This is a genomic window from Streptomyces sp. NPDC002156, assembly GCF_053593675.1.
In genome coordinates, this window is the sequence record NZ_JBSFDA010000020.1 from 54,035 (window position 1) to 68,359 (window position 14,325).

Genomic DNA, 14,325 nt, shown 5'->3' on the forward strand with positions numbered 1-14,325 from the left:
GATCGCTCGCGAAGCATGGGGCCGCACCCGCACTCACACCCCTCACAGGAGCCCCATGTCCTCCGTTCCCCACCCCATGGCCGCACCGACCGCCCCCGCATCGCCGTCGCGTGCGCCGGATCGCGGGCGGATACGCGTACACCGCGCCGTGGCCGTCGCCGTGTGCCTCGGTCTCGGTGGCGCGGGCTGTGGCACCGTCGACCAGGCGTCGTCGCCGGCGGCGCTGACGAAGCCGAATCCGGTCCCGGCGTCCGCCCTGCGCACCGGCGCCGGCGGCGCGAACACGGCACAGGTCGTGGCCGCCGCGAACGCGTTCCTCGCCACGCTGTCCGACGAGCAGAAGGACACCGCCCTCTACGACTTCGACGACCCGGCGAAGAAGACCGGCTGGTCCAACTTCCCGACGCCCGTCGTCGAGCGCAACGGCCTGAAGCTGGGCGACCTCACCGACGCGCAGGAGGCCGCGGCCCTGAAGGTCATGGAGGCCGCGCTCAGCAAGAAGGGCTACGAGGAACTCGTCGAGATCCGCAAGGCCGACGACTATCTCGCCTCGCTCCCGGACACCGGCGGACCGGGCGGCGGCACCCCGACGGGCACTCCGACAGCCACCCCCACCGCAACGCCCACCGATGGCGGCGGTCCCCCCGGCGGAGGCGGCGGCGCCAACTTCGGCTCGGAGTGGTACTACGTCTCCTTCTTCGGAACGCCCAGCAAGTCCGGGCAGTTCACGCTCCAGTACGGCGGTCACCACGCCGCCTACAACCTCACGTACGCCGGCGGCAGCGTGAGCATCTCGCCCACCCTCACCGCCGTCGAGCCCATGGAGTTCGACTGGGAGAACCTCTACTACGCCCCGCTGGAGGACAAGCGGACCGCCACGATGGCCGCGATCCAGTCCCTCACCGCCGAGGAGCTGACCGCCGCCGAGATCGACGGCAGTTTCGACGACCTCTACCTCGGCCCCGGCCACGACGGCCCCTTCCCCACCCAGCCCGAGGGCGTCCTGGTCAGCAGCCTCACCAAGAAGCAGCGGGCGAAGGTCACCGCGATGCTCAGGGCGTGGGTCGACGACCTGGACGAGAAGGCGGCGGCACGGCTGCTGGCCAAGTACGTCTCGGAGTACGACGAGACGTACATCGGCTGGAGCGGCGGGACGACACTGGACAACAGCCAGACCTACGTGCGGCTTGACGGACCGTCGGCCTGGATCGAGTTCTCCAACCAGCCGGGCGCGTCCACCGACGAGATCCACCAGCACACGATCTTCCGGGACGAGACCGCCGACTACGGCTGGGAATGACGTCCGTGCGCCGTCTCCTCTCCACCCTGCTGCTCACGGTGTTCCTGCTGGTCGGTGGCCTCGCGTCACCGGCCGGCGCGCACCCGATGAGCACCTCCGCCGTCCTCCTGGACGTCCGGGACGACCGGGTCGAGGGCGAGGTGCAACTGCCGATCGACCGGCTCGCCATCGCCGTGCACCGCGACCTCACCCCCGCGAGCGTCCTCGGCGTCGATCGGTCGTTCCTCGGCGACTACACGGCCGGGCACATCGCCGCCGTCGGCGACGACGGCACCGCCTGGACGGTGACGCTCGGCACCCCGACGGTCCGTACGATCGACGCGACGGCCCATCTCGTCTATCCGCTGGAGATCCGCCCGCCCGACGGCCGTGTCACCGACTTCGACCTCCGCTACGACGTCGTCGTCGAGGAACTCGTCACCCACCGGGTCATCGCCACCGTCCGGTACGACTTCGACCGAGGCATCCTCAAAACGGACGACGCCGAGACCCTCGGGGTCCTCGACCGGGACACCACCAGCCTCAACGTCCCCGCCGGGCAAGGATCATGGCTGCGGGGCTTCGTCACCACCGTGGGCCTGGGAACGGAGCACGTCGGCGAGGGAGCCGATCACCTGCTGTTCCTCCTCATGCTGCTGGTCCCCGCCCCGCTGGTGGCGGCCGGGGGCCGATGGCGCCCCGCGGGCGCGTCGAGACGGCGGGTTGTCGTCCGCGTCGTGCACGTCGTCTCCGCGTTCGCCGCGGGCCACTCGCTCACCCTCGCCCTGGCGGCGGCCGGAGCGGTCCACGTACCGTCCCGGCCGGTGGAGACGCTGATCGCCTTCTCGATCGCGGTGTCCGCCGTCCACGCCGTACGCCCCCTCGTGGCACGCGGCGAGGTGCTCATCGCCGGTGGTTTCGGGCTCGTCCACGGGCTGGCGTTCGCCTCGCTCATCGGCGACCTCGGCCTGGACCGGGGATCCCTCGTCACCACACTCCTCGGCTTCAACCTGGGCATCGAACTGACCCAACTGCTGGTCGTCGCACTGATCATGCCGTCGCTGCTCGTCCTGGCCCGCACCGCCTGGTACCCGGCGTTCCGCCTCACGCTGGCCGCCCTCGGCCTGCTGTTCTCGGCCTCCTGGATGCTGGAGCGCGCCGCCCTGACGTCCTCCGACCCGTTCGAAGGCGTCCAGACCTGGCTGGTCGCCCACCCGTTGCTCGTCGCCGCATCGCTCGCGGCACTCGCCGTCGGCGCGCTGCGCCTGACACCGCGCACTTCTCAGCGGGGCTTGTGCGAGTGACGGTGCGTGCGAGAACGTAACCGCGCGGCAGGATTGTGAGCAATATGTGCGACAAAAGTTCCAACAACTCTTGAAGCGGAGATTCGCTCGATGAACGACGACTCAAGACCCCGGACACCGTCCCGCAGAACGCTGTTGGGCGCCATGGCGGCATCCGCCGCGGCGGGAGTGCCACTGTTGTCCGCCGCTCCGGCCGAGGCCGCGCCGGGCAGAGCGGTCAGCCTCCTCCACGTCGGCAGCTGGACCCTCGGCCAGGTGCACGCGCTGCGGTTCGACCCGGCCGACGCGACCCTGACGTCGGTCGGGCCTGTGGCGCAGACCGGCTCGAACTGGATGACCGCGCACCCGAGGAAGGCGGTCCTGTACGCCACCGGCGGTGAATCCGGCGGGACCGTCCGAGCCTTCCGCGTCGACAGGGCGACCGGCGCACTTGAACAGTTCGGCGAGATCGCGACACAGGCGACACCGGCGGGCGGCGGACTGTCGTACATCGGGGTCGACGTCCGGTCGAAGACGCTGCTGGCCGCGGACTTCGCGGCCGGCACCGTCGTCTCCGTGCCGATCGGCAGGGACGGCGGACTCGGCGCCGTGGTGTCCCGGGTGCAGCACACCGGTTCCGGCCCCCACCCGCGCCAGACGGGCCCGCACGCCCACCACGTGGTCATCGACCCGAGCGGCAGGTTCGCGCTGGTCCCGGACCTCGGTGCCGACCGGGTCTTCGTCCACCGTTTCGACCGGGCCACGCAAACCCTGTCCGACGGCCCCAGCGCCTACGCGACGGCGCCGGGGTCGGGGCCACGGCGCGTGGTCTTCCACCCGAGCGGCAGGATCGTCTACCTCCTGAACGAACTGACCGCCGACATCCAGGCCCTGGGATGGAGCCCCGAAAGCGGCGTCCTGACCCACTTCCAGAGCCTGTCGACGAACGTGCCCGAACACACCGGCACCACGAGCGCCGCCGAACTGGCCATCAGCCGTGACGGCCGCTTCGTCTACACCTCCAACCGGGGCGAGAACACCCTGGTCGTCTTCTCGACGGACCGGGCGACCGGCCTGCTCACGCTGGTCCAGCGCATTCCCTGCGCGGGACTCACCCCGTGGAGCTTCTCCTTCCACCCCAGCGGCAGGTGGCTGTTCGTCGCGAACCAGGCGAGCAGCACGGTGAACCTCTTCGGCGTCGACCCACACTCGGGCCACCTCACGGACACCGGCACGTCCGTACCCGTACCGAGGCCCGCCTGCATCACGTTCAGCCGCCCCTGAGCCTCCGTGAGAGGGAGCGAAGCCACACCGCGAGACCCCATCCGTCTCGCGAGGGAGGCTGGTGAATCCCCGGTTCGGAGTCCTGGTCCGGAGGTGAGCGTCAGCGCCTGAAGTGACCGCCGTCAGCCCGCCCTCGGCAGCGGTACGGGATCGGAGTCGGCCCGTTCCTCCGGGGCGGCCTCGGCACGGGGCCGGAGGGCGACCACGCCGGCCTCCGGCACGGTGACGGGCGGGACCGCATCGACGCCTCGGTGCCCGGCTGCCCGGCGGGACTCGAGAGCCGCGATGCCGTACCACGCCAGCAGCGGCGCGACCGCGGCCGACAGCGTGCCGAGCGCGTGGTGGTCCGGGGTCAGCACCGCCGCCGTGACCGTGAACAGCGCGACGGCCGTCGCCGCGGCCCGTACCCGGCGCCTCGTCGTGAGGGCGACGACCGCCAGCGCCATCAGTACGTACCCGCCCGCCAGCACGCCCGGCAACGCCAGGTAGCCGCCGACGAGGGCCGCCTCGTCCGCCGGGAAGCCCTGGACGGAGGCGAAGACGGCCAGACCGGCGGCGTTGGACACGAACAGCGCGAGGGCGCCGCGCAGATAGACCGGCTGGTTCCGGGACGCCAGCCAGAACAGGGCCAGCGCCATCAAGGGCCAGGCGGCGAAGGTCTCGACGCGGCCCAGGGTCACCGTCGTGGCCTCGGTGACCGTCGTCCAGCCGGCTGTCACGGCGGTCCCGAACGGGCGGGCGTTCTCGGCGGCGGACCCCGCCCAGCCGACGCCGAAGAGGGGGTTGTCGTCCGCCGTCACGGCGAGGAGGCCGCTGTACACCAGTCCCGTCACCGCCACACCCGCCGCCCCGCGCCGCAGGCCCCTGCCCGTGATCACCTTCGGCGGAGCGAGCCGTCCCCGGCGTTCCTCGCGGTGTGCGCGGCGGCGCGGGGCACACGCGGTGATGCAGCTCATCGTCCGACAGCCTCCTGATCGGCCGAGGACACGTCACCTCGGTGGACGCGTCGACACCCTGTTCCTGGATGCTCTTGGATCAGGTAACTGGACTGAACTCTCCGCTTATTCCCGCTGCGACGAGTGTGATGGGTGTGATGCGCGAGACATCGAATCGGGCGCGTGGGGTCCCCGGAACGGCCGTCACGGCCGGTTCGACCCCAGGCCCTTCGTCTCCGCGTGGCCGATCAGGGCCCGCTCCGCCTGCAGTGGCGTGGGCGCGGCCGGCAGCGGATCCGTGTGGTCCGCCCTGCACGCCGTCAGCAGGAACGCGACCAGGCGTCGCCACGCGTGCGGGGCGGCGCACCGGGTCACCTTGACGACCCCCGCATTGGCCAGCAGGAACAGGAGAACGTCCTCCGGAACGAAGTCGTCCCGCAGGGCTCCGGCTTCCTGAGCCTGACGCACGAGCTTGGTCAGGGCGGCGGACTGCCGGTCGCAGAGGATCGTCGCGACCTCCGAGTCGGGCAGCCGGAGGGTGAGCAGGTCGCTCAGGCCGCGATCGGTCGCCATGGCCTCACAGAGCCGCTCGACATACGTGCTGAACCCGACCCAGGGGTCCGCGCAGCGCAGCGCCTCCTCGGTGATGGCCGCCACGCTCCGCAACTCGTCCTCGAAGGCGGCCTCGACCAGCTCCCCGCGCGTGGGGAAGCGCCGGTACAGCGTGCCGGCGCCCACTCCGGCGCGCTCCGCGACCTCGTCCAGCGGCGCGTCCAGCCCCTGCTCCTCGAAGATCCGGCGAGCGGCCGCCACGATCCGCTGCCTGTTCCGCAGCGCGTCGGCCCGCAGTCCCCGCTCGCCCGACTTCGCGCTTTCCGTCGCCGCCATTCGTCCAGCCTAGCAACCGGACTGCGGTCTCCGGTTACTGTGCGCCACAGCGGTCGGGAGCGGTCTGTGGGCACGCGCCCGCCCACCCAGTCACCCGCTCACCCGGTCGCGAGGGAGACCTCCGTCGACTTGATCAGGGCGACGACCGGTGAACCGGCGGCCAGGCCCAGATCGTCCACGGCCTCCGTGGTGATCGCGGCCGTCAGTTCACCGCCCGTGACGGAGACCTTGACGGAGGCCATGGCGGCACCCGTGGTGATGCCGGCGACCGTGCCGGGGAGCTGGTTACGGATGGAGACACCCTCGACGGCGGCGGTGGCCAGCGAGACCTCCGTGGACTTGACGAGGGCGCGCACGACGGTGCCCTCGACGAGGCCGAGTTCCGTGACGGACTCCCGGGTGATCGCGGCGGTGAGGTCCTGACCGCCGTCGAGCCGGACCTTGACGGTGGCCATGACCTCTCCGGCGGTGACCGCGGTGACGGTACCGGGGATCTGGTTGCGGATGCTCAGACTCATGACGGAACGCCTCACAGGGGAGAAGGGTGTGAAAATGTCAGCCTTCGGTGCTTTTGTGAGGCTCACGCTAGCCGGGGCGGACGCGGGGTCAGGTCAGGCCGGGTGTGCGTGGGCCCGTGTCGCCCTGAGCGGCCGACGGGTCGCCGCCCCATCGTCGACTCCCGCCGATGGGGCGGCCGTTCACGCCCCCAGTTCCTTGCGGATGCGGTCGAGCATGAACGCGGAGGACTCGTGGGCCCGTTCCTCCCAGGCGAAGACACAGGCGGTGGCGACGCCGTCGAAGTCCAGTTCGCGCAGGGTGGAGAAGAAGGCGTTCCAGTCGACCTCGCCCTGGCCGATGTCGAGGTGCTGGTGGATGCGGGCGGTGGTGCCGGGTGGGTTGAGGATGTAGCGCAGGCCCGAGGAGCCCTTGTGGTTGAAGGAGTCGGCGATGTGGACGTGCTGGAGCTTGTCGCCCGCGTAGCGCATCATCGCGGCGATGTCCGCGCCGACCTCCTGGGTGCCGGAGAGGTGGAAGGAGCGCGGGGCGCAGTAGAGGTAGTTCACCCAGGGCTTGTTGACCGCGCGGACCAGATCGACCGCCGGAGTGTTCTCCTCGCAGAAGTCGTCCGGGTGCGCCTCCAGGTTCAGCGCGAGGCCCTCCCGCTCGAACAGCGGCAGCAGTTCCTCCAGCGAGCGCCAGAACGCGGCCTCGCTCTCGGCGGCGCGTTCCGGGCGGCCGTTGAACTCCGAGTTCATCAGGGGGCATTCGAGGTCGGCGGTGATCTCGATCATGCGTTTCCAGTAGCGGACGGCGGCCTGCCGCTCGCCCTCGTCCGGTGAGGACCACTTGTACAGGGGCAGCACGGAGGACAGCTGGACGCCGTGCGTGCGCAGGGAGTTCCTCAGCTCGGCGATCCGCTTGTCGTCCGCGCGCGGATGCAGGAAGAACGGCATGAAGTCCTCGCGCGGCGACAACTCGATGTACTCGTAGCCGAGTTCGGCCACCGTGCGCACCATGGCGTCGATCGGCAGCGCGCGGAACATGTACGGGTCGAGGGCGATCTTCACGCGGCACCTCCGTAGAGCGCGGGGCGGGGCTTGAGGTCGGTGGCGACTACGGCGCCCGACTCCAGGGCCTCGACGGTCGCGCTGGTGATGACAGTGGCGGCATAGCCGTCCCAGGCGGACGGGCCGGTGGGCTGCGCGCCCGCGGCGACACCGGCGATCCACTCACGGAATTCGGTGTCGAAGGCGTCCGCGAAACGGTCCACCCAGTCCGTGAGGATCTCCGTGCTGTGCCGGCCCGCGCTGCGCAGCCCGACGGAGGCGGGGTCGGGCAGTCGCACGACGCCCTCCTCGCCGACCGCCTCGCACTGGATGTCGTAGCCGTACTGGCAGTTGACGAAGACCTCCAGATCGATCCGGACGCCCTTGGCGGTCTCGAAGAGCATGATCTGCGGGTCCCTGAGATGGTCGAACCGCTTGCCGGTGGCGCGCGGGACGACCACCTGGGCGGAGACGATCTCGTCGTCGAGCAGCCAGCGCAGTACGTCGACCTCGTGCACGGCCGTGTCCAGGGCGGCCATCGCCGACGTGTACGACTCGGGGACCGTCGGGTTGCGGTGGGCGCAGTGCACGATCAGCGGCTCGCCGATCCGGCCCGAGTCGATGACCTGCTTCATCCTCCGGTAGCCGGCGTCGTAGCGGCGCATGAACCCGACCTGGACCAGGCGGCGGCCGAGTGCCGTCTCGGCCTCGACGATCCGCAGACAGTCCTCGACGGTGGTCGCGAGGGGCTTCTCGCAGAACACCGGCTTCCCGGCGGCCACCGCGTTCAGTACGTGCTCGGCGTGGGTCGGGCCCCAGGACGTCACGAGGACCGCGTCCACGTCGTCCGCCGCGATCAGGGCCGCCCCGTCGGGCAGCACCCGGGCCCCGGCCGGCGCCGCCGCCTCCTCGGCGCGGGCCGCGTCGATGTCGGTGACCGCGGTGACGCGCGCGCCGGTGACGGCGTCGGTGAGGCGCCGGATGTGCTCCTTGCCTATCCAGCCGGCGCCGATGACGCCTACACGCACAGTCATGGATGGTGTTCCTTTCAGCGGTGACACGTGGGGACAAGCAGGGTTTCGTATCGCTCTGCCGCGCTCTACTAGCGCGCGCTAGTTCACTGCTGCGAGTACGATGACCCCTGTTCAAATGTCATGTCAATGGCTTCGGAGGGTTGGTTCACAGGTGGACGCATCGGGCAGGCAGCGGCCCACGATGGCGGACGTCGCCGAGAAGGCGGGCGTCTCCCGGGCGCTCGTCTCGATCATCTTCCGCAACCAGCCGGGAGCCGGTGAGGAGACCCGGGAGCGGGTGCTCCGGATCGCGGACGAGATCGGCTACCGCCCCGACAACGCGGCCCGGCTCCTCGCCCGGGGCCGCAGTCGCACCCTCGGCGTGATGTTCACCGTCCACCAGGCCTTCCACACGGACCTGATCGAGGGCATCTACCCGGCGGCCGAACACCTCGGCTACGACGTGCTGCTCTCTGCCGCCGCCCAGGGCCGCAGCGAGGCCAAGGCCGTCGAGGCCCTGCTCGGTCACCGCTGCGAAGCGCTGATCGTGCTGGGCCCCGACGCCGACGCCGCCTACCTCGACGCACTGGGGAAGCGGACGGTCGTCGTCTCGATCAGTCGACGCGTCCCCGGCGCCCCCCTCGACTTCGTGCACAGTGCCGAGGGCAAGGGCGTACGCCAGGCCATGGACCACCTCGTCGAACTCGGGCATCAGCGGATCGTGCACATCGACGGCGGACGCGGTCCCGGGTCGGCCGACCGCCGGCGCGCCTACCGGGCGGCGATGCGCCGGCACGGGCTGGAGCCGGAGGGTCGGGTGATTCCCGGCGATCACACGGAACGGTCGGGCATCGAGACCGGGCAGCTGCTCCTGGCGGAACGCGACCAGGGCCAGCCGCTGCCCACCGCCGTCCTCGCGGGCAACGACCGCAGCGCGATGGGCCTGTTGATGGCCCTGACCCGGGGCGGCGTAGAGGTCCCGCGCGATCTGTCCGTCGTCGGATACGACGACAGTCACCTCTCCCACCTGATGCCGATCGGTCTGACCACCGTCCGCCAGGACGCAGGGCTCATGGCGGAGCGCGCGGTGGGCTTCGCCGTCCGGCGGCTGGAGAACCCGGGGCTGGAACCGCAAGAGGCCGTCCTGGAACCGAAGCTGGTGGTACGAGGCTCCAGCGGGCCACCCCCGGAAGGGGTGGCCTGAGCCGGTCAGCGCGTGCCCTTCGCGGCGAACTCCGCGACGGAGTCCGCGTTCTCCTTGGTGATGAAGGCGGGCCCGGTGAGGACCGGCGCCGTCCCGCCGCCGCTGAAGTTGCCGTTCGTCTTGTAGAGCCACAGGGCGTCGACGGCCAAGTAGCCCTGGAGGTAGGGCTGCTGGTCGACGGCGAACTGCACGGTCCCGTCCTGGACCGCCTTGACCAGGTCCTTGTTGAGGTCGAAGGTCGCGAGCTTGGCCTTGCTCCCGGCGTCGGACAGTGACTGGACGGCGGTCAGCGCGATGGGGGCGCCGAGAGTGACCACCTCGTCGATCGAGGGGTCCTGCCGGAGCTTCGCGGTGATCGTCGACTTCACGGACGGCATGTCCGTACCGTTGACGTAGAGGTTGTCCGTCTTGCCGCTGAAGCCCTTCTTCAGGCCGGCGCAGCGGGCCTCCAGGGCGACCTGGCCCTGCTCCTGGACGACACACAGGGCGTGCTTGGCGCCCAGCTCGTTCAGCCGTTCGCCGAAGGCCTGCCCGGCGATGTTCTCGTCCTGGCCGAAGTACTCGAGCATGCCGAGCTGCTTCCAGTTGTCCAGGCCGGAGTTGAAGCCGACGACCGGGATGCCGGCCGCCACGGCCTTGGCCACCGCGTCCGTCATGGCGTCCGGCTTGGCCGCGGTGAGCGCGATGCCGTCGACCTTCTGGTCGATCGCGTTCTGCACCAGGTTGGCCTGGTTCCCGGCGCTGGGGTCGCTGGAGTAGATCAGCTTGATGTTGTCCTTGGCCGCGGCGGCCTCGGCGCCCTTGCGGATCAGGTCCCAGAAGGTGTCGCCGGGCGCGGCGTGGGTGACCATCGCGACCGTCATCCGGGGCGTGGTCGCCTTCCCGGCCGAGGCGGCGTCCGCGCCCTCCTCGGACTTCTTGCCGCCGGAGCCGCTGGAGCAGCCGGCGGCGAACAGGACGCCGGCCAGGACGGTGGCGGTCAGGCCGGTGGCTCGCTGGATTCTGCGCATGTCCCGTGCACCTCGCTGTGCTGGTCAGGGTGGGAAACGGCCATCGGCGGGGCCGCCCGCCGGTGCCACTGGAGCGCTTTAGTAGCGCGCTCTAGTGGCACGTACTATGGAGCCGCCCAACGGTGATGTCAACGGGTATGTCAGGACGTCCCAACAAAAGGTCCGGAGCTGTTCCCGGTGCGCCCGGCGCGCGCGCCGATCTGACTCCCCGTCAATTCCCTGCTTCCTCCCCCGACGCCCACAGGCGAAGCCGGAAGAGTGGCCGCGCAGCCACCCCGATCAGGGCCCCTGCCGTCCCCTCATGCCTGAGGAAGCCATGACACCCACACCCCACGCCCCCACACGCGCCCTCGCCAGGAGCCGCCCGGCCCCGTTCCAGCCCGCCTCCCGCTCAATCGGACCAGCCCCCGGCACCGCCACAGCCACCGCCACGGTGGAGATCGTCATCCCCGTGTACAACGAGGAGCGCGCCCTGCCCGGCTGCCTGCGCACCCTGCACGCACGCCTCGACGACGGGTTCCCCTTCCCCTGGCGGATCACCGTCGCCGACAACGCCAGCACGGACGCGACGCTCACCACCGCCCACGGTCTCGCGGACGAACTGCCCGGCGTGAGCGTCGTACACCTGGACCGCAAGGGCCGCGGTCTGGCGCTGCGCACCGTGTGGGCCGACAGCGACGCCGACATCGTGGCGTACATGGACGTCGACCTGTCGACCGGCCTGGACGGACTGCTCCCGCTCGTCGCCCCGCTGGCCAGCGGCCACTCCGACCTCGCGATCGGCAGCCGCCTCGCCGCCGGCGCGCGTACCGTGCGCGGACCCCGGCGCGAGTTCATCTCCCGCTGCTACAACGGCATCGTCCGGCTCACCCACGGAGTGCGCTTCACCGACGCCCAGTGCGGATTCAAGGCGGCCCGTACGGACGTACTGCGGCCCCTGCTCGAAGTGACCCGCGACGACGCGTGGTTCTTCGACACCGAACTCCTGCTGCTGGCCGAGCACAACGGACTGCGCGTCCACGAGGTGCCCGTCGACTGGGTCGAGGACGTCGACACCCGCGTGGACGTCGTCTCCACCGCGACCGACGATCTGCGCGGCCTGTGGACCATGGCCCGGCTGAAGGCGTCCGGCGCCGGACGCGTCGAGCTGCCCCGCCGCCCCGAACCGGCCGCCGAGCACCCCGACGCGGTCCTCGCGCCCACCGGCCGACGCGGCGCGCTGTCCTGGGAGGTCGGCTGCTTCGTCGCGATCGGGATCGTCTCCACCCTCGGACAGGCCCTGCTCTACTGGCTGTTGCGCTCCTGGTGGTCACCCGTGACGGCCAACCTCGTGTCGCTGCTGGCGCTCACCGTCCTCAACACCGAGGCGAACCGCCGGCTCACCTTCCGGCACACGGCGGCCCCGCCGACCCGCGCCCATCTCGGCGCCGGAGGCCTGTTCCTGCTCGGCTACCTGGTCACCTCGGCCGCCGTCCTGTGGTTCACGCACGCCGTTCCCGACGCGTCGACGGCCGCCGAGACCGCCGTACTGGCCGCGGCGTCCGTCGTCGTCACCGTCGTGCGGTTCACCGTCCTGCGCTCGGCCGTCTTCCGCAGCCCCCACCGCCGTACGTCCTGACGAGAGCGACCCCCCTCCTCATGAGCGACTCCACGCACACCCTGCCCTCCCCGGCACCCGCCTCCGACCGGCCCCCCGGCCCGGCCCGCCACGCCCTGCCCGCCTGGGCGGCGCCCGCCGCCCTCGCCGCGATCCTCGTCCTCGCGACCGCCCTCTACGGCTGGGCCCTGGGCTCCCTCGGCTGGGGCAACAGCTACTACTCCGCGGCCGTGAAGTCGATGGGCCGGAACTGGACCAACTTCCTCTTCGGCGCCTACGACCCGGCCGGCGTCATCACGGTCGACAAGCCACCGGCAGCACTGTGGCCGCAGGTCGTCAGCACCAAGATCTTCGGCCTCCACGGCTGGGCGCTGATCCTGCCCCAGGTGATCGAGGGCGTGGCCGCGGTGTTCGTGCTGCACCGCACCGTGCGCCGCTGGGCGGGGGAGGCCGCGGCACTGACCGCCGCCCTGGTCCTCACGCTCACCCCCATCACCGTGGCGATCAACCGGGACAACAACCCCGACACCCTCCTCGTCCTGCTTCTGGTGTCGGCGGCGTACGCGCTCACCCGCGCGCTGGCGGCCGACGGCAGGACCGCCACCTGGTGGCTGTGCGCGAGCGGCTTCCTGATCGGATGCGGCTTCCTCACCAAGATGCTCGCCGCCTGGATGGTCGTCCCCGCCTTCGCCGTCGCCTGGCTCGTGGCAGGAAGCGGCGCCTGGGCACCGCGAGTCGGGCGGCTGCTGGGCGCGGGCGCCGTCCTGGCGGCGTCCTCCCTGTGGTGGGTCGCCATGGTGGCCCTGTGGCCGGGCGACCGGCCGTACATCGGCGGCAGCGAGGACGGCTCCGCCTGGGACCTGGTGATCGGCTACAACGGACTCGGCCGCGTCTTCGGCTCCGAGGGCGGAAGCCCGGGCGGCGGCGGGTTCGGAGGTGGTGGCGGTGGCGGGTTCGGCGGTGCCTCCGGCCTCGGGCGTCTCTTCAACGACCAGGTCGCGGGGCAGATCAGCTGGCTGCTGCCCCTCTGCGCGGTCGCCCTGGCCGTCGCGGCTGGCTGCGCGGTGCTGCGCCGACGCGGCCGACTGCCGGACGCCGTACCGCTGCCCGCCGCCGGCTGGCTGCTGTGGGGCACCTGGCTGGTGGTCTGCGCGGCCGTGTTCTCCACCCAGCAGGGCATCTTCCACCCGTACTACACGACCCAACTCGCCCCGGCGATCGGTGCGTTGTGCGGCGGCCTGGTGGCCACGCTCGTACGGGCCCACCGTGCCGGACTGCGCTGGGTCCCCCAGGTCGGTGTCGCCGCGGTCGCGGTGAGCGTCGGCTGGGCGGTGGCGCTCGTCCGCCGGGACCAGGACTGGAACGGCTGGCTCGTCTGGCCGGTGCTGCTGTCCGGCTGCCTCGCGATCACCCTGCTCCTGCTGTCCCGGCGGGGCGGGCGACTGCTCACCGCGGCGGCCGGCGCGGCGGTCGTGTCCGTGCTGCTGGCCCCAGGGGCATGGGCGGTGAGTGTGCCCGCCTCGACGAGCGCGATGGGCGGGACCAACCCGACGGCGGGGCCGACGGGGCTCGGCTTCGGCGGGGGAGGGGGCATGCCGCGGACCGGCTCCGGCGACGGGGACCAGCCCTCGGGGATGCCGTCCGGTATGCCGTCCGGAATGCCGTCCGGAATGCCCTCCGGCATGCCCGACCTCCCCGGCGGATCGGGATCGGCCCCGGGCCAGTCCGGTGAGCTGCCCTCCGGTGGACTGCCCACCTTCCCCGGCAACGGCAACGGCAACGGCAACGGCGCAGGTGTCGGAGCCGGAGGAGCCGCAGGACGCGGCGGACTCGGCAGCGGTGCGCAACTGACCGATGATCAGCGCAAGATCCTCACCTACGTGGTCGAGCAGGCGCCCGACGCCCGTATCAAGCTCGCCGTCGAGGGCGGCGCCATGTCCACCAGCGCCTTCATCCTCGGCAGCGACGAGACGGTCGTCGGTATGGGCGGCTTCTCCGGTTCCGACGACGCGCCGTCGGTCGGACAGCTGGAGAAGTGGACCAAGGACGGCGACCTACGCTACGTACTGGGCTCGGAGTCGAGCGGCGGCGGATTCCCCGGCGCGTCCGGCGGGACGTCCCAGCAGCGCTCCGACTGGCTCGCGGAGAACTGCACCGAGGTGCCCGCCTCGTCGTACGGGGGCACGTCGTCCCAGGACAGTGACGCGGGGGCGACGGGATTCGGCGGCGCCACCGTGCTGTACGACTGCGCCGCCCGCTGAGCCGACACGTACGACGCACCCCAG

At 71.5% G+C, this 14,325-nt stretch carries 12 protein-coding genes; 6 read left to right on the top strand and 6 right to left on the bottom strand.

Annotated features, from left to right (window positions below; translation table 11 throughout):
- Positions 1-55: 55 nt before the first annotated feature.
- From ACWCRB_RS11830 to ACWCRB_RS11840, 3 genes are all read left to right on the top strand, one after another.
- Positions 56-1,300 carry a DUF3500 domain-containing protein gene (locus ACWCRB_RS11830; RefSeq protein WP_450995893.1) on the top strand — a complete coding sequence of 415 codons (1,245 nt, stop codon included), beginning with the start codon at positions 56-58 and terminating at the stop codon, positions 1,298-1,300.
- Positions 1,297-2,583: a HupE/UreJ family protein gene (locus tag ACWCRB_RS11835; RefSeq protein WP_450995894.1), complete on the top strand. Its 1,287-nt coding sequence runs from the start codon at positions 1,297-1,299 to the stop codon at positions 2,581-2,583. The genes ACWCRB_RS11830 and ACWCRB_RS11835 overlap by 4 nt, the downstream gene beginning before the upstream one ends.
- Before the next feature lie 90 nt (positions 2,584-2,673).
- Positions 2,674-3,846 carry a lactonase family protein gene (locus ACWCRB_RS11840; protein ID WP_450995895.1) on the top strand — a complete coding sequence of 391 codons (1,173 nt, stop codon included), beginning with the start codon at positions 2,674-2,676 and terminating at the stop codon, positions 3,844-3,846.
- Between the two features lie 122 nt (positions 3,847-3,968).
- Here the strand turns inward: ACWCRB_RS11840 and ACWCRB_RS11845 are convergent, their stop codons facing one another.
- The 5 genes from ACWCRB_RS11845 to ACWCRB_RS11865 all read right to left on the bottom strand — a co-directional run bounded on the left by ACWCRB_RS11845 (position 3,969) and on the right by ACWCRB_RS11865 (position 8,250).
- Positions 3,969-4,802, bottom strand: coding sequence for a hypothetical protein (locus ACWCRB_RS11845; protein ID WP_450995896.1), 834 nt, complete (start codon positions 4,800-4,802; stop codon positions 3,969-3,971).
- Between the two features lie 183 nt (positions 4,803-4,985).
- Positions 4,986-5,669 (bottom strand): TetR/AcrR family transcriptional regulator, encoded by a 684-nt coding sequence (locus ACWCRB_RS11850; RefSeq protein WP_450995897.1) that lies wholly within the window; start codon positions 5,667-5,669, stop codon positions 4,986-4,988.
- 98 nt (positions 5,670-5,767) lie between these two features.
- Positions 5,768-6,187, bottom strand: a complete 420-nt coding sequence (locus tag ACWCRB_RS11855) for a TOBE domain-containing protein (RefSeq protein ID WP_450995898.1) — start codon at positions 6,185-6,187, stop codon at positions 5,768-5,770.
- 180 nt (positions 6,188-6,367) lie between these two features.
- Positions 6,368-7,237: a sugar phosphate isomerase/epimerase family protein gene (locus tag ACWCRB_RS11860; RefSeq protein WP_450995899.1), complete on the bottom strand. Its 870-nt coding sequence runs from the start codon at positions 7,235-7,237 to the stop codon at positions 6,368-6,370.
- Positions 7,234-8,250: a Gfo/Idh/MocA family oxidoreductase gene (locus ACWCRB_RS11865; protein ID WP_450995900.1), complete on the bottom strand. Its 1,017-nt coding sequence runs from the start codon at positions 8,248-8,250 to the stop codon at positions 7,234-7,236. The genes ACWCRB_RS11860 and ACWCRB_RS11865 overlap by 4 nt, the downstream gene beginning before the upstream one ends.
- Before the next feature lie 181 nt (positions 8,251-8,431).
- Here ACWCRB_RS11865 and ACWCRB_RS11870 point away from each other — a divergent pair, with 181 nt between their 5' ends.
- Positions 8,432-9,433: a LacI family DNA-binding transcriptional regulator gene (locus tag ACWCRB_RS11870; protein WP_450995924.1), complete on the top strand. Its 1,002-nt coding sequence runs from the start codon at positions 8,432-8,434 to the stop codon at positions 9,431-9,433.
- 5 nt (positions 9,434-9,438) lie between these two features.
- Here the strand turns inward: ACWCRB_RS11870 and ACWCRB_RS11875 are convergent, their stop codons facing one another.
- The gene (locus ACWCRB_RS11875; protein ID WP_450995901.1) at positions 9,439-10,443 is read right to left on the bottom strand and encodes a sugar ABC transporter substrate-binding protein; all 1,005 of its coding nucleotides are present in this window, start codon (positions 10,441-10,443) and stop codon (positions 9,439-9,441) included.
- 316 nt (positions 10,444-10,759) lie between these two features.
- On the opposite strand from ACWCRB_RS11875, the gene ACWCRB_RS11880 reads away from it, so the two are divergent.
- Positions 10,760-12,061, top strand: coding sequence for a glycosyltransferase (locus tag ACWCRB_RS11880; RefSeq protein WP_450995902.1), 1,302 nt, complete (start codon positions 10,760-10,762; stop codon positions 12,059-12,061).
- 20 nt (positions 12,062-12,081) lie between these two features.
- A complete protein-coding gene (locus ACWCRB_RS11885; protein WP_450995903.1) occupies positions 12,082-14,301 on the top strand; it encodes a glycosyltransferase family 39 protein in 2,220 nt (739 codons plus the stop codon).
- Positions 14,302-14,325: the final 24 nt, after the last annotated feature.